19 protein-coding genes are annotated in these 21,635 nt (G+C 66.0%); 10 read left to right on the top strand and 9 right to left on the bottom strand.

The genetic code is table 11. From position 1 onward, the window contains the following. The first annotated feature begins 19 nt into the window (after window positions 1-19). The 7 genes from ACUCV0_RS13495 to ACUCV0_RS13465 all read left to right on the top strand — a co-directional run bounded on the left by ACUCV0_RS13495 (window position 20) and on the right by ACUCV0_RS13465 (window position 8,056). Window positions 20-535, top strand: a complete 516-nt coding sequence (locus tag ACUCV0_RS13495; RefSeq protein WP_059316607.1) for a hypothetical protein — start codon at window positions 20-22, stop codon at window positions 533-535. Then, complete coding sequence (locus ACUCV0_RS13490) at window positions 535-1,908, top strand: PelD GGDEF domain-containing protein (RefSeq protein WP_482212911.1); 1,374 nt, start codon at window positions 535-537, stop codon at window positions 1,906-1,908. The genes ACUCV0_RS13495 and ACUCV0_RS13490 overlap by 1 nt, the downstream gene beginning before the upstream one ends. Continuing rightward, on the top strand, window positions 1,886-2,875 hold the full coding sequence (locus ACUCV0_RS13485) for a tetratricopeptide repeat protein (protein WP_482212910.1): 990 nt from the start codon (window positions 1,886-1,888) through the stop codon (window positions 2,873-2,875). Before ACUCV0_RS13490 ends, ACUCV0_RS13485 begins: the two co-directional genes overlap by 23 nt. Next, window positions 2,872-4,395 (top strand): GT4 family glycosyltransferase PelF, encoded by a 1,524-nt coding sequence (gene pelF / locus ACUCV0_RS13480; protein WP_271653351.1) that lies wholly within the window; start codon window positions 2,872-2,874, stop codon window positions 4,393-4,395. The genes ACUCV0_RS13485 and pelF overlap by 4 nt, the downstream gene beginning before the upstream one ends. A gap of 1 nt (window position 4,396) precedes the next feature. Then, entirely contained in the window at window positions 4,397-5,767 is a 1,371-nt protein-coding gene (pelG, locus tag ACUCV0_RS13475) for an exopolysaccharide Pel transporter PelG (protein WP_271653352.1), read from the top strand. A gap of 80 nt (window positions 5,768-5,847) precedes the next feature. Beyond that, window positions 5,848-6,459 carry a hypothetical protein gene (locus tag ACUCV0_RS13470; RefSeq protein WP_059316612.1) on the top strand — a complete coding sequence of 204 codons (612 nt, stop codon included), beginning with the start codon at window positions 5,848-5,850 and terminating at the stop codon, window positions 6,457-6,459. 103 nt (window positions 6,460-6,562) lie between these two features. Then, window positions 6,563-8,056 (top strand): aldehyde dehydrogenase, encoded by a 1,494-nt coding sequence (locus ACUCV0_RS13465; RefSeq protein ID WP_323150173.1) that lies wholly within the window; start codon window positions 6,563-6,565, stop codon window positions 8,054-8,056. Between the two features lie 48 nt (window positions 8,057-8,104). On the opposite strand, the gene ACUCV0_RS13460 is transcribed toward ACUCV0_RS13465, so the two are convergent. The 4 genes from ACUCV0_RS13460 to ACUCV0_RS13445 form a co-directional block, all read right to left on the bottom strand. After that, on the bottom strand, window positions 8,105-8,710 hold the full coding sequence (locus ACUCV0_RS13460) for a hypothetical protein (RefSeq protein ID WP_482212909.1): 606 nt from the start codon (window positions 8,708-8,710) through the stop codon (window positions 8,105-8,107). Window positions 8,711-8,722: 12 nt separating this feature from the next. Then, window positions 8,723-9,217, bottom strand: a complete 495-nt coding sequence (locus ACUCV0_RS13455) for a hypothetical protein (protein ID WP_482212908.1) — start codon at window positions 9,215-9,217, stop codon at window positions 8,723-8,725. Window positions 9,218-9,811: 594 nt separating this feature from the next. Further along, complete coding sequence (gene gmk / locus ACUCV0_RS13450; protein ID WP_271653356.1) at window positions 9,812-10,432, bottom strand: guanylate kinase; 621 nt, start codon at window positions 10,430-10,432, stop codon at window positions 9,812-9,814. Window positions 10,433-10,442: 10 nt separating this feature from the next. Continuing rightward, entirely contained in the window at window positions 10,443-11,303 is an 861-nt protein-coding gene (locus ACUCV0_RS13445; protein WP_482212907.1) for a YicC/YloC family endoribonuclease, read from the bottom strand. A 173-nt stretch (window positions 11,304-11,476) separates the two neighbouring features. On the opposite strand from ACUCV0_RS13445, the gene rph reads away from it, so the two are divergent. From rph to ACUCV0_RS13430, 3 genes are all read left to right on the top strand, one after another. Then, window positions 11,477-12,199: a ribonuclease PH gene (rph, locus tag ACUCV0_RS13440; RefSeq protein WP_017639344.1), complete on the top strand. Its 723-nt coding sequence runs from the start codon at window positions 11,477-11,479 to the stop codon at window positions 12,197-12,199. 10 nt (window positions 12,200-12,209) lie between these two features. Next, the gene (locus ACUCV0_RS13435; protein WP_007161419.1) at window positions 12,210-12,572 is read left to right on the top strand and encodes a DUF4870 domain-containing protein; all 363 of its coding nucleotides are present in this window, start codon (window positions 12,210-12,212) and stop codon (window positions 12,570-12,572) included. 283 nt (window positions 12,573-12,855) lie between these two features. Further along, on the top strand, window positions 12,856-14,148 hold the full coding sequence (locus ACUCV0_RS13430) for a hypothetical protein (protein ID WP_482212906.1): 1,293 nt from the start codon (window positions 12,856-12,858) through the stop codon (window positions 14,146-14,148). A 102-nt stretch (window positions 14,149-14,250) separates the two neighbouring features. On the opposite strand, the gene garD is transcribed toward ACUCV0_RS13430, so the two are convergent. The 5 genes from garD to ACUCV0_RS13405 all read right to left on the bottom strand — a co-directional run bounded on the left by garD (window position 14,251) and on the right by ACUCV0_RS13405 (window position 21,590). Next, window positions 14,251-15,807 (bottom strand): galactarate dehydratase, encoded by a 1,557-nt coding sequence (garD, locus tag ACUCV0_RS13425; RefSeq protein ID WP_059316618.1) that lies wholly within the window; start codon window positions 15,805-15,807, stop codon window positions 14,251-14,253. A 21-nt stretch (window positions 15,808-15,828) separates the two neighbouring features. Further along, window positions 15,829-17,187 carry an MFS transporter gene (locus ACUCV0_RS13420; protein WP_059316619.1) on the bottom strand — a complete coding sequence of 453 codons (1,359 nt, stop codon included), beginning with the start codon at window positions 17,185-17,187 and terminating at the stop codon, window positions 15,829-15,831. Window positions 17,188-17,353: 166 nt separating this feature from the next. Next, window positions 17,354-18,391 carry a LacI family DNA-binding transcriptional regulator gene (locus tag ACUCV0_RS13415; protein WP_059316620.1) on the bottom strand — a complete coding sequence of 346 codons (1,038 nt, stop codon included), beginning with the start codon at window positions 18,389-18,391 and terminating at the stop codon, window positions 17,354-17,356. A 350-nt stretch (window positions 18,392-18,741) separates the two neighbouring features. Further along, complete coding sequence (locus ACUCV0_RS13410; RefSeq protein ID WP_482212905.1) at window positions 18,742-19,782, bottom strand: threonine aldolase family protein; 1,041 nt, start codon at window positions 19,780-19,782, stop codon at window positions 18,742-18,744. Next, window positions 19,779-21,590, bottom strand: a complete 1,812-nt coding sequence (locus ACUCV0_RS13405) for an aminopeptidase P family protein (RefSeq protein ID WP_482212904.1) — start codon at window positions 21,588-21,590, stop codon at window positions 19,779-19,781. The genes ACUCV0_RS13410 and ACUCV0_RS13405 overlap by 4 nt, the downstream gene beginning before the upstream one ends. Window positions 21,591-21,635 lie beyond the last annotated feature (45 nt).

Here is a 21,635-nt window from a genome sequence, read left to right as displayed (position 1 = left end):
GTTTCAAGGGAGAGACCTCATGAACATCACGCGTCTGCTCGCCGCCAGTGTCGCCACCGTGCTACTGGCCGGCTGCTCGAGCTTTACCCGCCCCAGTGGCGAGGCCCTGCCCAAGGATGCGCGCTGGGGCCTGGTGCCGCTGGCCAACTACGCCCAGGCGCCCATGGCCGGCGATCGCGCGGCACAGATCCTGGTCAGCGTGCTCGGCGAGCGTGGCATCCGCCCGCAGGTCTACGACGACAGTCAGGGTGGCAATCCCACCGATGACGAGAAGGCGCGCCAGCGCGCAGCCCTGGACTGGGCGCGCCAGCAGAATCTGCAATACGTGCTTACTGGCAGCGTGGACGAGTGGCAGTACAAGAACGGCCTGGACGGCGAACCGGCAGTGGGCGTGACCCTCCAGGTGGTCGAGCCGGCCAGCGGCCGGGTGGTCTGGAGCAACAGCGGCGCGCGCTCCGGCTGGTCGCGCGAGAGCCTGGCGGCCACCGCGCAGAAGGTCCTGCGCGGCACCGCGCAAGAGCTGCAGCTGCGCTGATGGCCCTGCAATCCGTCCACAAGGACTACACCCTGGCGCCTCGCGCCAGTGGCCGCCTGTCCTGGCTGGAAACCCTGCTGGTCACGGCGGCCGCCCTGGGCCTGGGCTTCTGGCTGGTGCCGGAAGACCCCTTGATGATCGGCCTGGCCTTTCCCTGGGTGGTGTTCGCGCCCATCCTCATGGGGGTGCGCTACGGCTTCATGCGCGGCCTGGTAAGCGCCGCGCTGCTGGTGGTGGCGCTGCTCTACCTGCACCGCCAGGGCTATCCGGCCTACGAAGAGATTCCACCGTCCTTTATCGTCGGCGTGCTGCTCAGTGCCATGCTGGTAGGCGAATTCCGCGATCTCTGGGACCGTCGCCTGGAGCGGCTGGACCTGGCCAACGACTATCGCCAGCTGCGCCTGGACGAATTCACCCGCGCCCACCACCTCTTGCGCATCTCCCATGATCGCCTGGAGCAACGCGTCGCCGGCAACGACCTCAGCCTGCGCAGTTCCCTGCTGGACCTGCGCCGCCAGCTGCGCGAGGTGCCGCGCGAGCAGGATGCGCTGCAGGCCCTGGCCGAGCCCATCGTCGGCCTGCTGGCCCAGTACGGTTCGTTGCGGGTAGCCGGGCTCTATCGGGTCGACGGCAACGGCCGAGTGGATCGCCGCGCCCTCGCCAGCCAGGGCGAGATGCCCGGCATCGATCCCGACGACCTGCTGGTGCGCCTGACCCTGGAGCGCGGCGAGACCCTGAGCATCCGCCAGGCGCTGCTGGAACGCGGCGAGACCCAGCATTCGGCGCTGCAGGCCTGCGTGCCGCTGCTGGATACCGAGGAGCGCTTGCTGGCGGTGCTGGCCATCGAGCAGATGCCGTTCTTTTCCTTCAACGAGCGCACCCTCAACCTACTGACCATCCTCGCCGGCCACATCGCCGACCTGCTGGGCAGCGATCCCCAGGCGCTGGCCCTGGCCGACGATGACGCCCAGCAATTCTCCCAGCACCTCAAGCGCTCGCTGCGCGATGCCCAGCAGCACGCCCTGCCCGCCTGCCTGTTCTGCTTCGAGATGACCGAGGCCGACGGTGGCGAGCGTGCCCTGGCGCTGCTGGAAGGCAGCCGCCGCGGCCTCGACCTGCAGCTGCGCCTGACCAACCAGGCTGGCCACCCCTGCCTGCTGGTGCTCCTGCCGCTGACCTCCTCCGATGGCCTGGAAGGCTATCGCCGCCGCCTGCGCCAGCTGCTGGCCGAGCGCCATGGTCAGGACAGCACCCTGGAAAGCCTGGGCGTGCGCAGCCATGAACACGAGCTGCTGCCCAAGACACGCGCCCAGGAGTTGCGCGTCTTCCTGTTCAACGAGTGTGGTCTGCATGAACAGCAAGTGGCTGTTTAGCGGCGCCTTCGCCTTCGAGGCCAGCAGCTGGGCGCTGCTGTTCGCCAACCTGCCGGTGGCGGCGGCCGCCCTGGCCTTCGCCACCGCCCATGCCGCCGGCAGCGCCCTGCTGGCAGGCGGCGCCTGGCTGCTGCTGCCCAAGCGCTACCAGCGACCGCTGCCCTGGAGTCCGCTGTTTCTCTTCGCCCTGGCCTTCTTCATTCCGCTGCTGGGCGCGGCCGGGGTGATCGCCGCGGTCTTCCCGGCGCTCTATCTGCCGCGCAAGCATCGCGAGATCGCCTGGGAGGCGCGTAGCGTGCCCAATCTGCCGTTCCGCCCGCTGGAGCGACGCGAGGAGATGCTGTTCAGCGACGGCGGTCTGCAGGACGTCCTGCGTCATGCGCCCAGTACCAACAAACGCCTGACCGCCCTCTTCGCCACCCGCCGCATGCCCGGACGCGATGCCATCCCCATCCTCAAGCTGGCCCTGCGCGATCCAGCCGACGACGTGCGGCTGCTCGCCTATTCGATGCTCGACCAGCAGGAAAGCCAGATCAACCAGCGCATCGAGACCCAACTCGGCGAACTGGCCACGACCCCGGCCGAGCGTCAGCCCGCCTTGCATGGCACCCTCGCCCGGGGCTACTGGGAGCTGGCCTATCTGGGCCTGGCCCAGGGCAGCGTCCTGCGCCACGTGCTGGGTCAGGCGCGCGAGCACATCGAGCTGGCCCTGGCCGGTGAAGAAAACGAAGAACTGCGCATCCTGGCCGGCCGCATCGCCCTGGAACAGGGCGAGCCCGAGCGTGCCCTGGAATTCTTCCAGGCGGCCGAGGCGGCCGGGGTACCGACCGCCCAGCTGGCGCCCTTCCGCGCCGAAATCGCCTTTTTGCGCCGCGATTACGCGGTCATCCCGGCGCTGCTCGACAGCCTGCCGGCAGATCTGAAGAAGCGGCCGCCGTTCGCCGCGCTGGTGAAGTACTGGTTATGAAAGACGCCCCCGCCGCGACCGTCACGCCCGATGTCTGCCTGCTGCTGGAGGGCACCTGGCCCTATGTCCGCGGCGGGGTGTCGAGCTGGGTCAACCAGTTGATCCTTGGCCTGCCGGAGCTGACCTTCTCGGTGTTCTTCATCGGCGGCCAGCGCGAGAACTACGAGAAGCGCCACTACGCCATTCCGCCCAACGTGGTGCATATCGAGGAGCACTTCCTGGCCGGCTCCTGGGTGCCCAAGGGCGCGCCCATAAGCCCGCGGCGCCAGGCGCCGGTGCAGCTGCTGCGCGATCTGCACGCCTTCCTGCACCACCCCGACGAGCCCAGCGCCGCCCAGGGCGATGCCCTGGTGGACGCCTTCGCCCAGGGCAGCGTGACTCTGGACGACTTCATGTACAGCCGCGCCAGCTGGGAAGCCATCACCGAGGGCTACGAGCGCTATTGCACCGACCCCTCCTTCGTCGACTACCTCTGGACCCTGCGCGCCATGCAGGCGCCCCTGCTGATGCTGGCCGAAGCCGCCCGCCGCTTGCCCCGGCCACGAATGATCCACTCCATTTCCACCGGTTATGCCGGCATGCTCGGCGCCATCCTCCAGCGCCGCTGGGGCTGCAACTTCCTGCTCAGCGAGCACGGCATCTACACCAAGGAACGCAAGATCGACCTGGCCCAGGCCAAGTGGATCGCCGAAGGGCCGGACGAAGCCCTGCGCACCGGGCTGGACGTGGATGTCAGCTACATCCGCCGACTGTGGATCCGCTTCTTCGAGCGTATCGGCCTGCTCACCTACAAGGCGGCCGATCCGATCATCTCGCTCTACGACGGCAACCGCCGCCGGCAGATCCAGGACGGCGCCGATCCCACGCGCTGCCGGGTGATTCCCAACGGTATCAGCCTCACCCAATGGCAAGACGCCCTGGAGCGGCGCCCCGAGGGCGTACCGCCGGTGGTCGGGCTGCTGGGCCGGGTGGTGCCGATCAAGGACGTCAAGACCTTCATCCGCGCCATGCGCGGGGTGATCAGTGCCATGCCCGAGGCCGAGGCCTGGGTGGTCGGCCCGGAAGACGAAGACGAGGAATACGCCGCCGAATGCCACAGCCTGGTCACCAGCCTGGGCCTGGAGGGCAAGGTGAAATTCCTCGGCTTCCAGAAGATCGGCGACATCCTGCCCAAGCTCGGCCTCATGGTGCTGACCTCCATCAGCGAGGCCCAGCCACTGGTGATCCTCGAAGGCTGGGCGGCTGGCGTGCCGGTGGTGAGCAGCGACGTGGGTTCCTGCCGCGAGCTGATCGAAGGCTCGATTCCCGAGGACCGGGCCCTGGGCACCGGTGGCAGCGTGGTCGCCATCGCCGATCCCCAGGCCACCGCCCGTGCCATCCTCGCCCTGCTGCGCAACCCCGGTCGCTGGCAGGCCGCGCAGCGCACGGGCCTAGCCCGGGTCAATCGCTACTACACCGAGCCGCTGATGCTGGAACGCTATCGCGAGCTCTACCAGGACGCCATCGGGAGGAGCCTCTGACATGGCCGGCATCGGCTTCGAACTGCGCAAGATCCTCGCGCGCGACTCCTACACCGCCACTCTGCGCGCCTATGTCTATGCCGGCCTGATCAGTTCCGGCCCCTGGGTGCTCTCGATCATCAGCGTCATGCTGATCGGCGTGCTGGCCACCGGCATCGTCACCCCCAGCGTGCTGATCCGCCAGTTCCTGGTCACCGTGACCTACCTCATGGCCAGCTCGCTGATCCTGACGGGCGGCCTGCAGCTGTATTTCACCCGCTTCGTCTCAGACCGGCTGTTCGAGGAGAAGCAGACCAGCATCCTGCCCAACCTGGTGGGCATCCTGCTGCTGGTGACCCTGGTCGCTGGCGGCCTGGGCTTCGTGCTGCTGGCCACCCTGTTCGACCAGCCCTTCGCCTACCGGCTGCTGGTGCTGGCCAACTTCGTCACCCTCTGCGACCTCTGGCTGGTGATCATCTTCCTGTCCGGGATGAAGGCCTACAACCGCATCCTGGTGGTGATGACCCTGGGTTACGCCATCATGATCGCCGCCGCCTTCGTGCTGCGCTTCCTGGGCATGGACGGCCTCTTGATGGCGCTGCTGCTGGGCCACGCCGCCCTGCTGTTCATGTTTCTCTACGACATCATCCGCGAGTACCCGGCCGATCGCCTGGTGGCCTTCGACTTCCTCGACCGCAAGCAGATCTTCCTCAGCCTGCTGGCGACCGGGCTGTTCTACAACCTGGGCATCTGGGTCGACAAATTCATCTTCTGGTTCAATCCGCTGACCTCCGATGCCGTCATCGGCCCCCTGCGCGCCTCCATCCTCTACGACCTGCCGATCTTTCTCGCCTACCTCGCCATCATCCCCGGCATGGCGGTGTTCCTGGTACGCATCGAGACCGATTTCGCCGAATGGTACGAGCGGGTATTCAACGCGGTGCGCGGCGGCGAGACCCTGCAGCACATCAGCCAGCTCAAGGAGCAGATGATCCTGGCCATCCGCCAGGGCCTGCTGGAGATCTGCAAGGTCCAGGGCCTGACCCTGGTCCTGGTGTTCCTGCTGGCGCCGCAGCTGCTGGCCTGGCTCGGCATGTCGCACTACTACCTGCCGCTGTTCTACATCGACGTGGTGGGCGTGAGCATCCAGGTGGTGTTCATGGCGCTGCTCAACGTCTTCTTCTACCTGGACCGGCGCGATACCGTGCTGATGCTCTGCACCCTCTTCCTGGGTCTCAACCTGGCGCTGACCCTGCTCAGCATCGAACTGGGTCCGAGCTTCTTCGGCTACGGTTTCACCGTCTCCCTGGCCTGCTGCGTGCTGCTCGGCCTGCACCGGCTGGATCGGGTACTGGACGACCTGGAATACGACACCTTCATGCTGCGGCATTGATGGCCGCTGGCACCGGACGAACGGTGTGACCCGCTAACCCTGGAGGCGTCCAACACAGCTCACCCCTGCAGGACCCTGCCATGAATACCGCCGCCTTGCGCCTCGTGATCCAGACCACCCAGGTGCGTGCTCGGGACAGTGGCGAGGCCAGCCGCACCTTCGCCGACCAGGCGGCGCGCACGGCCAGCGCCGATGCCACCCGCGGCGCGGCCCTGGAGCGCTTCGCCAGTGCCTATGTCGACAAGGTGCCCGACGCCCTCGAAGCCCTGCTGCTGCAGGCGCGGGCAGTGGCCTTCGAAGCACCGCTGGCCGGGGTCCTCGAACGTGCCCTGGCCGGTTTCGCCCCGGCCGCCCTGGCCCAGGCGCCCTCGGCCAGCCTGGCGCTGCTGGCCGCGGCCTACCGCGTCCATCGCCTGCTCGAAGGCATCCAGGAGCGCTTCGCCGCCTGGTGGGGCGCTGCCCGCGCGCCGGCCGCCCCCAGCCTGGGCAATCTCATCGCCCACCAGGTGCTGGGGCAGCTCACCGTCGCAGCCCTGGAAGATGCCGTCGATGGCTGGCTCGATGACCTGGACGCGACCGTCGAATCGCCGCTCACTCGCCAGTGCTTCCAGCCGCGGCAGCGCCGTGTCGCCCTGGCGACCGCCCGCCCAGCCTTGACCTTGAGTCGTCAGCGGCAGCGCAGCGTTCGATAAAACGCACGTTTCGACGCTCCAGCCGGCCAACTGTCAAATATATTGATAACCCTTCCGGGCCGGTTTAGGGTGGCTGCTCACCGCCATTAGCGAGGAGTCACCCATGAGCTTGCCCAGCCGCGCCGAGTGGGAGCAGCGCTTCCAAGGTCTCACCCTGGAAGGTCGCGCCTTCATCGACGGCGCCTATGTCGACGCCGCCTCCGGCGCCACCTTCGATTGCCTGAGCCCGGTGGATGGGCGCTTCCTCGCCAAGGTCGCCAGTTGCGACGCCGCCGACGCCGACCTGGCCGTGGCCGCCGCCCGCGCCGCCTTCCAGAAAGGCACCTGGGCGCACCTGGCGCCCGCCCAGCGCAAGCGTGTGCTGATCCGCTTCGCCGACCTGCTGCTGGCCAATGCCGAAGAGCTGGCGCTGCTGGAAACCCTGGACATGGGCAAGCCCATCGCCGACTCCCTGAAGATCGATGTGCCCGCCTCGGCCAACGCCATTCGCTGGAGCGCCGAGGCCATCGACAAGCTCTACGACGAGGTCGCTCCCACCCCCCACGATCAGCTCGGTCTGGTCACCCGCGAAGCCGTGGGCGTGGTCGCCGCCGTGGTGCCTTGGAACTTCCCGCTGATGATGGCCTGCTGGAAGCTCGGCCCGGCGCTGGCTACCGGCAACTCGGTGGTGCTCAAGCCCTCGGAGAAATCGCCGCTGACCGCCATCCGCGTCGCCCAGCTGGCGCAGCAGGCCGGCATCCCGGCCGGAGTGTTCAACGTGTTGCCGGGCTACGGCCATCAGGTCGGCAAGGCCCTGGGCCTGCACGCGGACGTCGACACCATCGTCTTCACCGGCTCCACCCGGGTCGCCAAGCAACTGCTGGCCTATTCCGGCGAATCCAACATGAAGCGGGTCTGGCTGGAGGCCGGTGGCAAGAGCCCCAACATCGTCTTCGCCGATGCCCCCGACCTCAAGGACGCCGCCGCGGCCGCCGCCAGCGGCATCGCCTTCAACCAGGGTGAGGTCTGCACCGCCGGCTCGCGCCTGCTGGTGGAGCGCTCCATCAAGGAAGAATTCCTGCCGCTGGTGATCGAGGCCCTCAAGGGCTGGAAGCCCGGCCACGCCCTGGATCCGGACACCAACGTCGGCGCCCTGGTGGACACCACCCAGCTGGAAACCGTGCTGCGCTACATCGAAGCCGGCCATGCCGAAGGCGCCACCCTGGTGGCCGGTGGCAAGCGCACCCTGGAAGAGACCGGTGGGGTCTATGTCGAGCCGACCATCTTCGACGGCGTGAGCAACGCCATGAAGATCGCCCGGGAAGAGATCTTCGGCCCGGTACTTTCGGTGATCACCTTCGACACCGCCGAGGAAGCCGTGCAGATCGCCAACGACACCCAATACGGCCTGGCCGCCGCGGTCTGGACCCGTGACATCTCCAAGGCGCACAAGACCGCCCGCGCCCTGCGCGCCGGCAGCGTCTGGGTCAACCAGTACGACGGCGGCGACATGACCGCGCCCTTCGGCGGCTTCAAGCAGTCCGGCAACGGCCGCGATAAATCCCTGCACGCCTTCGACAAGTACACCGAGCTCAAGGCGACCTGGATCAAGCTCTGATCGCAAACCGACCGGGTCGCAACGACCCGGTCGGTACCCAGCCTCCGCCTAGCGGTAGACGTGGTAGGTGGCGTAACGGCTGACCTCCAAGTTGCCGCTCCAATTGCCGATCACCCGCTTGGAATCCCACTCGTACCAGTGACGGCCTGCCGGTTGGCCTACGCCTACCGAACAGCTGCCATTCTGTACCCAGGCACCGCGGAACTGGCCACTCTTCCAACGGCGCTCGATCACCTGAATTGGCTGCACGCGATAACCCGGTTGCACCCTGACACTCCAGGTAAAGGAGGTGCTCATCGAGCGATCCTGTTTGTAGCTGCCATCGACGCCCAGAATGGTGAGGTATTTGCCGACGAAGGGCAGCTTGTCCGGGTTGATCTTGACCCCTACCGACCAGCCATAACTGGATGTCTTGGTCTCGCCCCAGGCGTAGGTACAGTCGACGGTGCCTCTGCTCGAACACACGAAAAGCGGCCCGCGCCAGATCCAGTCTTCCCACTTGTTGCGTGCCTGCTGGGTAGCGAAGGCGCGAGAGCCATCGCCTAGCATCGCCGGTTCCGTGTGATCGGTGAAGCATTCGCCAGCCTGGACCAGCCCGGTCGAAAGCACGAAGCCGAGCGCACCGCCCAGAGTCGATTTCACGATGGTGTTCATGGCTTCCACTCCCTAGATACCAAAGACATTTTCGATGGTGTTTTCCGTTTCCTGCTTCTTGTTGCTGGCGACTTTGCTTTCGGACAGCGCATCGGACTGCCGCGGACGATCGACGGGGGTCATCAGCAGCCCCGTCGCATCCTTGGGCTTGTGCACCATCAGGGCGTCCGCCTCAACGCTCATGCCGAGTGCCTTGGCCGCGTTCTCGGTGGCGACCTGCTGTCCAGGCTGGTTGTCAAAAAGTACCCGCTTACCTTGATCGAGAGCGTTGTTGATCTCCTTCTTGATGTTCTCATCGACAACCACGCCAGGGCCAACCACCAGGCAGTCATATTCACTGCCCGAGACGATCTTGGTATCTGCCACCCTCAATCTTTTCAGCACGAAGCCTTCATTACCCAACACCTTCAATCGCAAGTAAGGATCGCTATTCCCAGACTCCGTGGCCTGAACCGTGGACCCCAGCGCGGCGGACAACAGTAGAGCTGCCATAACTTTCAACTTCATGTCGAAATCTCCCTTTATTGCATTAGCGTGAGAACAGCACTTCTTTGGCACGGATGACGAACTGACCCGCTAAGCACGCGATTTAGAAGCCTTGATGGAAATCACGGGCAAGTGAATCCCTTATCACAAGGCTGCCCCCGCGAACCCTGTTCACGCTTCAAAACATCGCATGTCATTCGACCAGACGCTGGCAATATCGAAATGCCTTCATTCATGAAAGCAGTTTCGATGCAGTGCCACTAACAAGGCTAGCTGCACTTTTTTAAAACAAGTAGAAAAGATTATGACGGGTTAATCGCCATAGTTACGCCGAACTAACTACCTTCACGCAACAGCGCTTTATAAAGCTATATAAAACCCTGGGAAATACTTTATAGGCAGCGAAGCTAATCCACTAACGACGGAAAAGCTGCATATAAAATAAGATGAATCAATTGGATGCCAAAAAATCGACATGCGCCGATCAGGGTCCAAATCGCCGGACACAGATGTAACAAAATATCTCTAGACCCTTTGCAAAGGGTCCTGCAGACACAGGCGGGGTAACGGGAAACAAGGCGACCCGCGTTGATGGCGCGGGTCGAGGGACGGGCATCAGCCCAGCAGATCCACCAGCAGGTCGTCGTGGCGGCGCTGTTGGCGATCCAGGCGCAGCTGGCGGGTGCGGAAGATCGACTTGAGATCCTCCAGGGCGCTGGCGAAGTCGTCGTTGATGATCAGGTAGTCGTACTCGACATAGTGACTCATCTCGCTCACCGCCTCGCGCATACGGCGTTCGATGACCTCGGCGCTGTCCTGGCCACGATTGTCCAGGCGCTGGCGCAAGGCGGCCTGGCTGGGCGGCAGGATAAAGATCGACTGGGCGTGGGGCAGCTTGCGACGTACCTGCTCGGCGCCCTGCCAATCGATTTCCAGGATCAGGTCGTGGCCTTCGGCGAGGTCACGCTCCAGCGCGGCCTGGGAAGTGCCGTAATAGTTGCCGAACACCTCGGCGTGTTCGAGGAAATCGCCGTGTTCGAGCAGGTTGGTAAAGGTCGCGCAGTCAACGAAGTGATAGTTCACGCCGTCCGCCTCACCCGGGCGCATGGCGCGGGTGGTGTGGGAGACCGACAAGCGAATGTCGGGCAGGGCGTCCAGCAGGGCCTTGACCAGGCTGGTCTTGCCAGCACCGGAGGGCGCGGAAACGATGTAGAGGGTGCCGGGAAGGGCTGTCATGGAGGTCCGCCTATTCGATGTTCTGCACTTGCTCACGCATCTGTTCGATGAGCACCTTGAGATTGATGGCTGCCTGGGAGGCACGGGCGTCGATGGCCTTGGAGCCCAGGGTGTTGGCCTCGCGATTGAGTTCCTGCATGAGGAAGTCCAGGCGCCGCCCGGTCGCGCCGCTGCCGGCCAGGACCCGCCGCACCTCGGCCACATGGGTCTCCAGGCGGTCCAGCTCCTCGGCCACGTCGCTCTTTTGCGCCAGCAGCACCAGTTCCTGCTCCAGTCGCGCCGGCTCGAACTCGACGCCCGCCTCGGCGCAGCGCTCGAGGATACGCCGCCGTTGCAGGGCCAGCAGCTCGGGCAGCAGCGCCCTGAGTGTCGCTACCTCCGCGAGCAGCTGAACCAGTCGTTCTTCGATCAGCCGGCCCAGTTCATGGCCCTCGCGGAGCCGACCTTCGAGCAATTCGTCCAGCGCCGTCTCGAACAGCGCCAGGGTCTGGGCCTTGAGCTCGGCGCCATCCACCTCGGCACCCGCCAGCACGCCCGGCCAGGCCAGCACGGCCAGGGGATCGAGCTTGGCGGGGCGGGCGATCAGCGCCGCGACGTCCTCGGCGGCCGCCACCAGTTGCGCCGCCCGGCGGGCATCGACACGCAGGGCCGCGCTCTCGTCGCGCGCCTCGCGCAGCACGCATTCCACCTTGCCCCGCGACAGACGGCGCCGCAGCGCCTCGCGCACCCCGGATTCGAGGTCGCGAAAGGTCTCGGGCAGCCGCAGGTGCGGCTCCAGGTAACGGTGATTGACCGAGCGCAGCTCCCAACTCAGGGTGCCCTGGGGCCCCGGCTGCTCGACCCGGGCGAACGCCGTCATGCTGTGCACCATGGCAGGATCCTCGTCTGGCGATGCGCGGGATCCGGAGCGATCCGGACCTCCCACGCACGTAAAACGCACGATTCTAGCGCACCTGATCGGAGCGACCCAACGCATCCGTGTCGCATGAGCCGGACGCTCCCTATACTATGGACCTGATACCCATGCCTTACAGGAAGCCCGCAATGAAGCGTCCCAGTGGCCGCGCCGCCGATCAGCTGCGCCCCATCCGCATCACCCGTCAATACACCAAGCACGCCGAGGGTTCGGTCCTGGTGGAATTCGGCGACACCAAGGTGATCTGCACCGCCAGCGTCGAAGCCGGGGTGCCGCGCTTTCTCAAGGGCAAGGGCCAGGGCTGGCTCACCGCCGAATACGGCATGCTGCCCCGCGCCACCGGCGAGCGGAACCAGCGTGAAGCCGCCAAGGGCAAGCAGGGTGGTCGCACCCTGGAAATCCAGCGTCTGATCGGCCGTTCGCTGCGCGCCGCCGTGGACCTGTCCAAGCTGGGCGAGAACACCATCTACATCGACTGCGACGTGATCCAGGCCGATGGCGGTACCCGCACCGCCTCGGTGACCGGTGCCTGCGTCGCCCTGGTCGATGCCCTGGGCGCGCTCAAGCGCCGCGGCAACCTCAAGGGCAATCCGCTCAAGCAGATGGTGGCCGCCATCTCCGTGGGCATCTACCAGGGCACCCCGGTACTCGACCTGGACTACCTGGAAGACTCCGCCGCCGAGACCGATCTCAACGTGATCATGACCGATGCCGGTGGCTTCATCGAAGTCCAGGGCACCGCCGAAGGCGCGCCCTTCCAGCCAGCCGAACTCAACGCCATGCTCGAACTGGCCCAGGGTGGCCTGCGCGATCTGTTCGAGCTCCAGCAAGCCGCCCTGCGCGGCGAGTAAGGAAGTCCTCATGCACGATCTCGTCCCCGCCCCCAGCGCCGAAGCCCGGCGCTGGGCCATGCTCTGTCACTACGCCGCCTTCCTGGGCTTCGTCGTGCCCTTCATCGGCAACGTCATAGGCCCGCTGGTGGTCTGGCAGTTCAAGCGCGAGGACGACCCCTTCATCGACCGCCAGGGCAAGGAGGCGCTGAACTTCCAGCTCACCGTCACCCTGCTGCACATGATCTGCTGGCTGCTGGTGTGGGTGCTGATCGGCTTTCCGCTGATGCTGCTGGTGGCCTGCGTGGCCTTCGTGCTGACAGTGATCGCCGGCATCAAGGCCAATCAGGGCCGTGACTACCGCTATCCGCTGACCTGGCGGATGGTCAAATAGCGGGCTTTTTGTGGCCTGCTTCTGATATCCGCGTTGAGGATTTCCGGTCGGCCCGGCGCCGTTTGACAGGCGCTGCAAGCCCTCCGCTATCATCCCTTCGGCTTACGTCTCGCGCTGCTGCCGTGCCCGTTCTCGACGGTCGCTGGCGGTAGCGTGCCCGCCTTTGCACCTTTGCTTCTGCAGTCCGTCGGTAACGCCAAGGTGGCGTGCCCTGGCGGGCCTCGCTTTTACGTCAGGACTGGTGGCCCATTACGCCATCGGCATCAAGACAGGGATGATCATCATGTCGGTTGCAACCGCCACCCCCTCCCCCTTCCAGCGCGTGCTCGAATGGCGCTATTCCACCCTCATGGTGTGGACTGCCATCAGCCTGCTGGTCGTCGAGACCTTTTCCGGCTTTCTGCGCTATGCCCTGGACATGGTCGGCGCCTCGGCGCTGGTCTATCTGCCCAAGATCGCCTGTCTGGCGCTGTTCGCCCTGCAAGTGGCGACGGTCAAGCTGCCTAGGGTGATCTGGGTGGGCTTGTTCGCCGGCCTGGCCTACGCCGCCCTCGCCATGTTGCATGGCGGGACCCTCAACAACGTGCTGTTCTCGCTGTTCGTCTACAGCCCGCTGCTGTTCGGTCTGGTCTGCGGCCGCGAACTGCTCAAGCAGCGCAAGCTGCTGGGCCGGGCCATGTTCGTGCTGCTGATCGCCTGCCTGATCGGTATCGCCCTGGACAAGTTCACCTCGGTACCCTGGAAAGGCTACAGCTACAACCTGGGCGGCAACGACATCGCGGGCAATACCCAGTGGGTCGCCGGCGAAGAGGACCGCATCGCCGGCTTCGCCCGGGTATCCAACGTGCTGGCCGCGCTGATCGCGGTCTATTGCTTGTTCCTGGCGCAATTCGCCCGCTCCAAGACGCTCTGGCTGGTCGTCGCCCTGATCGGCTTCTTCGGCATCCTGCTCACCACCAGCAAGGCGCCGGCGGCGGCCTTCGCCTTCACCCTGGCGCTGATGATGACCCGCCGCTTCCAGTGGCCGACCTACATCCTGATCCTGCTCGCCGTGCTTGGCGGCATGCTGCTGCCGGTGCTGAGCCTGGTGCGCGACTTCGATCCGCTGGTGGTGATGAGCGACAGCGGTCTGGCGTCCTTCTATGATCGCCTGGTCAACACCTGGCCCAATGTGGTGGCGGAGATGACGCGCCATGGCTGGACCCTGGAGGGCGCCGGCTTCGGCCTGTTCGGCAGCTCCATGGCCGCCTTTCCGATTCCGGGGATCGATCTGTTCGTCACCAGTGACAGCAGCGTGGTCTATCTCTGGTGCGTGTTCGGTGTCGTCGGCATCCTCGGTTATGCCATGCAGTTGCCGGTATTCATCCGCCTGCACACCAACCCTGACCGCCTGAGCCACACCCTGCTGGCCATTGCCTTCTGCCTCTGCCTGATCGGCTGGACCACCGACCTGTTCGATATCGGCGTCGGCAACCTTTTCGTCGGCATCATCCTTGGCTACGTGCTGATGCGCGATCCGGAAGACGACGGCCAGCAGCACCTGCGGCCAGTCAGCGGTCGAGCCCTGGGCGACTAGGGGCGCCGCGACGATCACGTCGCCGCTACCGAACCGACGTGAAGTCACCGCATAAAAAAAGGCCGATCCCAAGGGGATCGGCCTTTTTTATTGCCGCACCTATCAGGTCACCGGGGCCGGATTGAACAGCGCCAGGTCGTTATGCAGGCGATGGCGCTCGGCCCAGGTCTGGCGGCGACCGCTGGCCACGTCCAGGTAGCACTGGAAGATCTCCCAGCCCATCTCCTCCAGCGACAACCGCCCACTCACCACCCGCCCGGCATCGATGTCGATCAGGTCCGGCCAGCGCTCGGCCAGCTGGGTGCGGGTCGAGACCTTGATCACCGGCACCATGGACAGGCCATAGGGGGTGCCGCGACCGGTGGTGAAGATGTGCAGGTTCATTCCGGCCGCCAATTGCAGGGTGCCGCAGATGAAGTCGCTGGCCGGAGTGGCGGCGAAGTACAGGCCCTTACCTCTGATCTTCTCCCCGGGCGCGATGACCCCGGCGATGGGGCTGGTGCCCGACTTGGCGATCGACCCCATGGCCTTTTCGACAATGTTGTTCAGCCCGCCCTTCTTGTTGCCAGGGGTGGTATTGGCACTACGATCAGCCATGCCCCGCTCCAGGTAGCGGTCGTACCAGTCCATCTCGCGGATCAGGGCGTCGGCCACCTCGGGGGTGGCGGCGCGCGGAGTCAGCAGGTGGATGCCGTCGCGCACTTCGGTGTTCTCGGAAAACATTACGGTGGCACCGGCCCGCACCAGCAGGTCGGCCGCCACGCCCAGGGCCGGGTTGGCCGTGATGCCGGAGAAGGCGTCGCTGCCACCGCACTGCATGCCTACCACCAGCTCGGACGCCGGCACCGTCTCGCGGCGACGTTGGTCGAGCACCTCCAGGCGCGCCTCGATCAGACCCATGATCTGCTCGACCATGCCGGTGAAGCCATTGGCCGAATCCTGCAGGCGGAACAGCCACTCCTCTTCGTTCTGCCCGGCGGTGAGATCATCACCGGGCATCAGCTGGCTGGCCTGCAGCTTTTCGCAGCCCAGGCCGATGACCAGCGCCTGGCCACCGAAGTTGGGATTGCGGCTGATGTTGTGCAGGGTGCGGATCGGGATCACCGCATCGGGTGCGTTGATGGCCACGCCGCAGCCATAGCTGTGGGACAGGGGCACCACGTCGTCGACGTTGGGATAGCGCGGCAGGAGCTCCTTGCGTACCCGCTCGACACAGTGGTCCAGCACCCCCACCACGCACTGCACGGTGGTGGTCACCGCCAGGATGTTGCGGGTGCCGACGCTGCCGTCCGGATTACGGAAGCCCTCGAAGGTATAGCCCTCCAGGGGTTCGCCGACCTGGCCGGGCGCCGTGGCCTTGGGCAGGTTGTCCAGCGCAGGCGGCTCCGGCATGCGCAGCAGCGCCTCGGTGATCCAGCTGCCGGCCGGAATGTCCTGCAGGGCATAGCCGATGACCTCGCCGTAGCGCACCACCTCGGCGCCTTCGACCAGGTCCACCAGGGAGACCTTGTGGCTCTGGGGGATGGCTTCGACGGTGGTCAGGCCATCGCCGAAGGCGGTGCCGGCGGCCACGCCCGGTTCGTTGACCACCACCCCGACATTGTCCTGGGGATGGAGCTTGATGTAGCGCGGCGAATCACGGTGATCGATCAGTTGCATCTTCTTATCCTCCGCTCGGGATCAGGCCCGGGCCGGGTCAGGCTGGGTCGTGCCCAGGATCTCGCCGTCGGCGGTACGCAGCTCGACGCGCTGGATACGGCCGACGATGAACAGGTAGCTGAACACGGCCACCAGGGCATTGGCGCCGACATAGACCAGCGCCCACTTGAAGGAGCCGGTGGCGGCGATGATGTAGCCGATGACGATGGGCGTGGTGATGGAGGCCAGGTTGCCGAAGGTGTTGAACAGGCCGCCGGACAGCCCGGCGATCTGCTTGGGCGAGGTGTCCGCGACCACTGCCCAGCCCAGGGCGCCGATACCCTTGCCGAAGAAGGCCAGGGTCATGAAGCCGACCACCATCCAGTCCGCATCGACGTAGTTGCAGAAGATCATGGTGGTGGAGAGCAGCAGGCCGCAGACGATGGGCAGCTTGCGGGCGAAGGTCAGGGAATGGCCGCGGCGCAGCAGGTAGTCGGAGATCACCCCGCCCAGCACCCCACCGATGAAGCCGCAGATCGCCGGCAGCGAGGCGATGAAGCCGGCCTTGAGGATGGTCATGCCGCGCTCCTGCACCAGGTACACCGGGAACCAGGTCAGGAAGAAATAGGTGATGGCATTGATGCAGTACTGGCCCAGGTAGACGCCCAGCATCATGCGGTTGGTCAGCAGTTGGGCGATGTAGTGCCACTTGGGCCCGCCATCCCGCTGGCGCGCGCTGTTGTCCATGTCCACCAGCCCGCCGTTGTCACGGATGTGCGCCAGCTCCGCGGCATTGATGCGCGGATGCTCCTTGGGATTGTGGATGTATTTCAGCCACGCCAGGGAGAACAGGATGCCCAGGGCACCCATGATGACGAAGACATGCTCCCAGCCGAAGTGGAAGACGATGCCGCCCATGATCGGCGCGAACAGGGCGGTGGCGAAGTACTGCGCCGAGTTGAAGATCGCCGAGGCGGTACCGCGTTCGGCGGTGGGGAACCAGGCGGCGACGATGCGCGCATTGCCCGGGAAGGACGGCGCCTCGGCCAGGCCGACCAGGAATCTCAGCAGGAACAGGGTGGTCACCGCCCAGGCCACCGGCAGGCCGCCGACCAGGCCCTGCAGCAGGGTGAAGAAGGACCAGAAGAAGATGCTGCCGGCATAGACCTTCTTCGAACCGAAGCGATCCAGCAGCCAGCCGCCGGGAATCTGCCCGGCCACATAGGCCCAGCCGAAGGCGGAGAAGATGTAGCCCAGGGTCACGGCGCTGATGCCGAGGTCTTTCTGCAGGCTGGAGCCGGCGATGGCGATGGTGGCGCGATCGGCGTAGTTGATGGTGGTCACCACGAACAGCATCAACAGGATCAGGTACCGCACTCGGGTCGGTCTTGTGGCATCCATGGGGATCCCTCTTGCGTGATTGTTTTTATTGAAGACGCGGCCGGAGAAATGATTGCGCAATCATAGAAAGATGCGACAAGGTGTCTCAGGCCTTACGGTAGGCCAAGACTAAGCCATGATTGCGCAACCATACAAGTATGACGTCTAACGACGTGAATGCCGGCGGTCAGGTCGTCGCGCGGTCGATGATGTGAAAACCGGTGTCGATCCGCACGGCCTCGCGAGGGCAGCCACCCTCGCTGAACCGCTGCAGCAGAGCCTCCGCCGCCAGGGTGCCCATGCGGTCACCCTCGACGCTCACCGACGACAGCGCCGGATGCATCTGGGCCGCGCTGGAAAGATTGCCGAAACCCAGCACCGCCAGGTCTTCGGGCAGGCGCAGACCGCGACTCGCGGCTTCCGCCATTACGCCCTGGGCGACGGTATCCGAGCTGCACACCACCACGTCGAAGGTTTCTCCACGGGCGAGCAGCTGCCGTAATCCGGCCCGGCCGGACTCCACCAGGGCAGGGGCCGGCAGGATTTCCACCGGCGGTGTTGGCAACCCCAGCTCGGCCAGGCGCGCCACCAGACTGCGACAGCGGCGCAGCGCGCGCGGATCGTCCACCGACACCACGGCGAAGCGGCGATAGCCACGCGCCTGCAGGTGCTCGGCCTGGGCACGGCCCACCGCCTCGTGGGAAAAGCCCACCTGCATGTCCAGCGGCGCTTCACCCAGGTCCCAGGACTCCACCACCGGAATGCCAGCCGTGGCCAGGCGCTGGCGACTGGCCACGGTATGCAGGGTACCGGTGAGCACGATGCCATCGGGCTTGCGCCCCAGCACCGCGGCCAGCAGCTGTTCTTCCTGCTCGGCACTGTAGCCGGTCAGGCCCAGCAGGGTCTGGTAGCCGGCCTGGGACAGGCGCGCCATCAGTGCCTGCACGGTCTCGGCGAAGATGGAGTGGACGATGGTCGGCACGAACAGCGCCACCAGGCGACTGCGGTTCGAAGCCAGGCCGCCGGCCAGCAGATTGGGCACATAGCCGGTGGCCTGCACCGCCGCCAGCACCTTGGTGCGCGCCGCTTCGCTGACGATCTCCGGGCGATTCAGCGCCCGGGACACGGTGATCGGCGACACCCCGGCGACCCGGGCCACGTCGATGAGCGTGGGGGCGCCGGGATTGACCGCGGCAGTGAGGGTTTTACCGGACTTCTTGGCCATGGATCGCCAGGGATGGTGAAGAGAGAGGCCATGGTAACGGCTGACGGGGATGGCGTCCCCGGTGAACACCGTAGCGTGGAAAACCGCGCAGCGTTTTCCACATGGGAATGGGTACCGATGGATGAGAGAAGCGAATCCCGTAGGAGCGGCCCATGGCCGCGATACACCCTATGCCAGGTGTGATCGCGGCCATAGCGGTCCGCCGATGCCGCCGCCCCTACGAGCTGCCGTAGGTTGGGTTGAGCGCAGCGAAGCCCAATAGTGCCCCGGGAGCCGACAATGTTGGGCTTCGACGATAGAGCCGTCTCAACCCAACCTACGATCTATCGCCACTCTGGCTACGATACGCCCTAACCCCCCATCGCCAGGCGGATGTCCGCGGCCAGTTCCAGTACCCGCGCCTCTTCGGTGTCCCAGGAGCACATGAAGCGGGCGCCGCCGCTGCCGATGAAGGTGTAGAAGCGCCAGCCGCGGCTGCGCAGGAATTCCAGTGCCGGCTCGGACAGTTGCAGGAACACCGAGTTGGCTTCCACCGGGAACATGAAGTCCACCCCGGGCACCCGGCGCACCCGCTCGGCCAGCAATTGGGCCATGGCGTTGGCATGGCGGGCGTGGCGCAGCCAGGTGTCGTTCTCCAGAACGCCAAGCCAGGGCGCGGAGAGGAATCTCATCTTGGAGGCCAGCTGGCCAGCCTGTTTGCAGCGGTACTCGAAGTCTTCGGCCAGGTCGCGGTTGAAGAAAAGGATCGCCTCCCCCACCGCCATGCCGCTCTTGGTACCGCCAAAGCAGAGCACGTCGACGCCGGCCTTCCAGGTCACCTCGGCCGGCGTGCAGCCCAGGCCAGCCACGGCGTTGGCAAAGCGTGAGCCATCCATGTGCAGGTGCAGGCCGAGATCGCGGCAGGTGGCGCTGATCGCCTGCAGTTCGTTGAGGCCGTAGAGGGTGCCTACCTCGGTGGCCTGGGTGACGGTCACAGCGCGTGGCTTGGGAAAGTGGATGTCGGCGCGCTTGGTGGCGATCTGCTGGATGGCGCCTGGCGTCAGCTTGCCCTGGTACGCCGGTGCCAGCAGCAGCTTGGAGCCGTTGGAAAAGAACTCGGGCGCGCCGCATTCGTCGGTCTCGACGTGGGCGGTGTCGGAGCAGATCACGCTGTGGTAGCTCTGGCACAGCGCCGCCAGGGCCAGAGAGTTGGCCGCGGTGCCGTTGAAGGCAAAGAACACCTCGCAGTCGGTCTCGAACAGCTGGCGAAAGCGATCGGCGGCGCGCGCCGTCCAGGTGTCGTTGCCATAGGCGGTCTCGTGACCGACGTTGGCCGCCGCCATGGCCGCCCAGGCTTCCGGGCAGATGCCGGAATAGTTGTCACTGGCGAATTGCTGGGCGTTGCTGCTCATGCGGCAGTCCTCGCGACGGGTTCGGTACGCGCCAGCAGCCAGTCGCGGGCGGCGCCCTCTACCAGCGGCAGCACGCGGCGGCGGACCTCGGCGTGATAGCTGTCCAGCCAGTCCAGCTCGTCGGCACGCAGCAGGGCGAGATCCAGGCAGCGGGTATCCAGCGGGCAGAGGGTCAGGGTCTCGAAGGCCAGGAAGTCGCCGAATTCGGTACTTTCCGCCCGGGTGCACAGCAGCAGGTTCTCCAGCCGCACGCCCCACTGGCCGGGGCGATAGATGCCCGGTTCGTTGGAGGTGATCATGCCCTCGCGCAAGACGTGATGCGGGGTGACCGTGGCATAGAAGGAAATGGTCTGGGGACCTTCGTGCACATTCAGGAAGTAGCCCACGCCATGGCCGGTACCATGGCCGTAGTCGATGCCGGCGGCCCAGATCGGCTCGCGCGCCAGGGCATCGAGCATGGGCGCGGCGACACCGGCCGGAAAGCGCACCCGCGACAGTGCCAGCATGCCCTTGAGCACCAGGGTGAAATCTCGGCGCTGGGCAGCGCTGGGCGTACCGATGGGCACTACCCGGGTGATGTCGGTGGTGCCACCCAGGTATTGGCCGCCGCTGTCGATCAGCAGCAGGCCGTCGCCCTGGAGTTCGGCATGGGCCTCTTCGGTCGCCCGGTAATGCGGCAGGGCCCCGCCGGCATTGAAGCCGGCGATGGTGGCGAAGCTCAGGGAGACGAAGTTGGGTCGCGCCGCGCGTGCCTCGATCAGCCACTCGTCCACGGTCAGCTCGGTGAGCCGCTCGCCACGGGCCAGGGCTGCTTCGAAGCGGGCGAAGAAGACGCACAGGGCCGCACCATCCTCTTCCATGGCCGTGCGCACCTGGGCCGCCTCCTCGGCGGTCTTGCACGCCTTGAGCAGGGTCGAAGGATTGATCTGCTCGCGCCGCTCGACGCCCTGGGGCGCGGCCTCGACCAGCCCCAGGGTGACCCGCGCGGGGTCCACCAGCAGGCGGCTACCGACCGGCAGCCGGGCCAGTTCGGCGGCGGCCTGGCGGTAGTCGGTCAGGGCCACGCCATCCGCCACCAGGGCCGCGCGGATCTCGGCCGGCACCTTGGCCGGGTCGATGAACAGCTGGCAGCTGTCCTGACCCAGCAGCAGATGAGCGAGGAACACCGGGTTGTAGGGCACGTCCGCGCCACGCAGGTTGAGCAGCCAGGCGATGTCGTCCAGGGAGGAGATGAAATGCCAGGCGGTGCCAGCGTCGGCCATGGCCTGGCGCACCTGGGCAAGCTTGGCGCTGCGCGGCTGGGGCGCATGGGGTGCGGCGTGGGCATAGATTGGCGCCACCGGCAGCACGGGGCGCTCGCTCCAGATCGTTGCCAACGGATCGCGGTCGGTGCGCAGCTGGATGCCCTTGGGCTCCAGGGCCCGGCGCAAGGCGGCGGCGGAACCGAGGGACAGCACCTGGCCGTCCACCAGCACCGTGCCACCCTCGGGCACCTGGTCGGCCAGCCACTGCAGGTGGGCCTGGGGCTGGCTGGCGACCTGCTTCATCAGGTCGATGCCGCTGCCCGCCAGCTCCTGGGTGGCCTGCTCCCAGTAGCGGCTGTCGGTCCAGACGCCAGCGGCATGCCGGGTCACCAGCAGCAGGCCGGCCGAGCCGGTGAAGCCGGACAGCCAGGCACGGCCCTGCCAGTGTTCGGGCAGGTATTCGGACAGGTGGGGATCGGCGCTGGGGATCAGGCAGGCATCGGCGCCCTGTTCGGCCAGGAAGGCACGCAGGCGGGCAAGTCGTTGAGCGGGAGTGGCGGTCATGAGCACCTCGACAAGGTCAGAGACTCAGTGTGCCGCAGATATAAA

The organism is Pseudomonas sp. VMV1 (genome assembly GCF_056790235.1).
Note: the sequence above shows the minus strand (reverse complement) of the source record. Positions and strands in the feature narration are given on the sequence as shown.

Excerpts from the sequence above, each read along its gene's own strand:
- pelG (WP_271653352.1), top strand. The coding sequence starts at position 4,397 with ATGGCCGGCATCGGCTTCGAACTGCGCAAGATCCTCGCGCGCGACTCC.
- ACUCV0_RS13485 (WP_482212910.1), top strand. The coding sequence starts at position 1,886 with ATGAACAGCAAGTGGCTGTTTAGCGGCGCCTTCGCCTTCGAGGCCAGC.
- ACUCV0_RS13495 (WP_059316607.1), top strand. The coding sequence starts at position 20 with ATGAACATCACGCGTCTGCTCGCCGCCAGTGTCGCCACCGTGCTACTG.
- rph (WP_017639344.1), top strand. The coding sequence starts at position 11,477 with ATGAAGCGTCCCAGTGGCCGCGCCGCCGATCAGCTGCGCCCCATCCGC.
- ACUCV0_RS13455 (WP_482212908.1), bottom strand. The coding sequence starts at position 9,217 with ATGAAGTTGAAAGTTATGGCAGCTCTACTGTTGTCCGCCGCGCTGGGG.
- ACUCV0_RS13430 (WP_482212906.1), top strand. The coding sequence starts at position 12,856 with ATGTCGGTTGCAACCGCCACCCCCTCCCCCTTCCAGCGCGTGCTCGAA.
- ACUCV0_RS13445 (WP_482212907.1), bottom strand. The coding sequence starts at position 11,303 with ATGGTGCACAGCATGACGGCGTTCGCCCGGGTCGAGCAGCCGGGGCCC.
- gmk (WP_271653356.1), bottom strand. The coding sequence starts at position 10,432 with ATGACAGCCCTTCCCGGCACCCTCTACATCGTTTCCGCGCCCTCCGGT.
- ACUCV0_RS13410 (WP_482212905.1), bottom strand. The coding sequence starts at position 19,782 with ATGAGCAGCAACGCCCAGCAATTCGCCAGTGACAACTATTCCGGCATC.
- garD (WP_059316618.1), bottom strand. The coding sequence starts at position 15,807 with ATGCAACTGATCGATCACCGTGATTCGCCGCGCTACATCAAGCTCCAT.
- ACUCV0_RS13420 (WP_059316619.1), bottom strand. The coding sequence starts at position 17,187 with ATGGATGCCACAAGACCGACCCGAGTGCGGTACCTGATCCTGTTGATG.
- ACUCV0_RS13460 (WP_482212909.1), bottom strand. The coding sequence starts at position 8,710 with ATGAACACCATCGTGAAATCGACTCTGGGCGGTGCGCTCGGCTTCGTG.
- ACUCV0_RS13435 (WP_007161419.1), top strand. The coding sequence starts at position 12,210 with ATGCACGATCTCGTCCCCGCCCCCAGCGCCGAAGCCCGGCGCTGGGCC.
- ACUCV0_RS13415 (WP_059316620.1), bottom strand. The coding sequence starts at position 18,391 with ATGGCCAAGAAGTCCGGTAAAACCCTCACTGCCGCGGTCAATCCCGGC.
- ACUCV0_RS13405 (WP_482212904.1), bottom strand. The coding sequence starts at position 21,590 with ATGACCGCCACTCCCGCTCAACGACTTGCCCGCCTGCGTGCCTTCCTG.
- ACUCV0_RS13465 (WP_323150173.1), top strand. The coding sequence starts at position 6,563 with ATGAGCTTGCCCAGCCGCGCCGAGTGGGAGCAGCGCTTCCAAGGTCTC.
- pelF (WP_271653351.1), top strand. The coding sequence starts at position 2,872 with ATGAAAGACGCCCCCGCCGCGACCGTCACGCCCGATGTCTGCCTGCTG.
- ACUCV0_RS13470 (WP_059316612.1), top strand. The coding sequence starts at position 5,848 with ATGAATACCGCCGCCTTGCGCCTCGTGATCCAGACCACCCAGGTGCGT.
- ACUCV0_RS13490 (WP_482212911.1), top strand. The coding sequence starts at position 535 with ATGGCCCTGCAATCCGTCCACAAGGACTACACCCTGGCGCCTCGCGCC.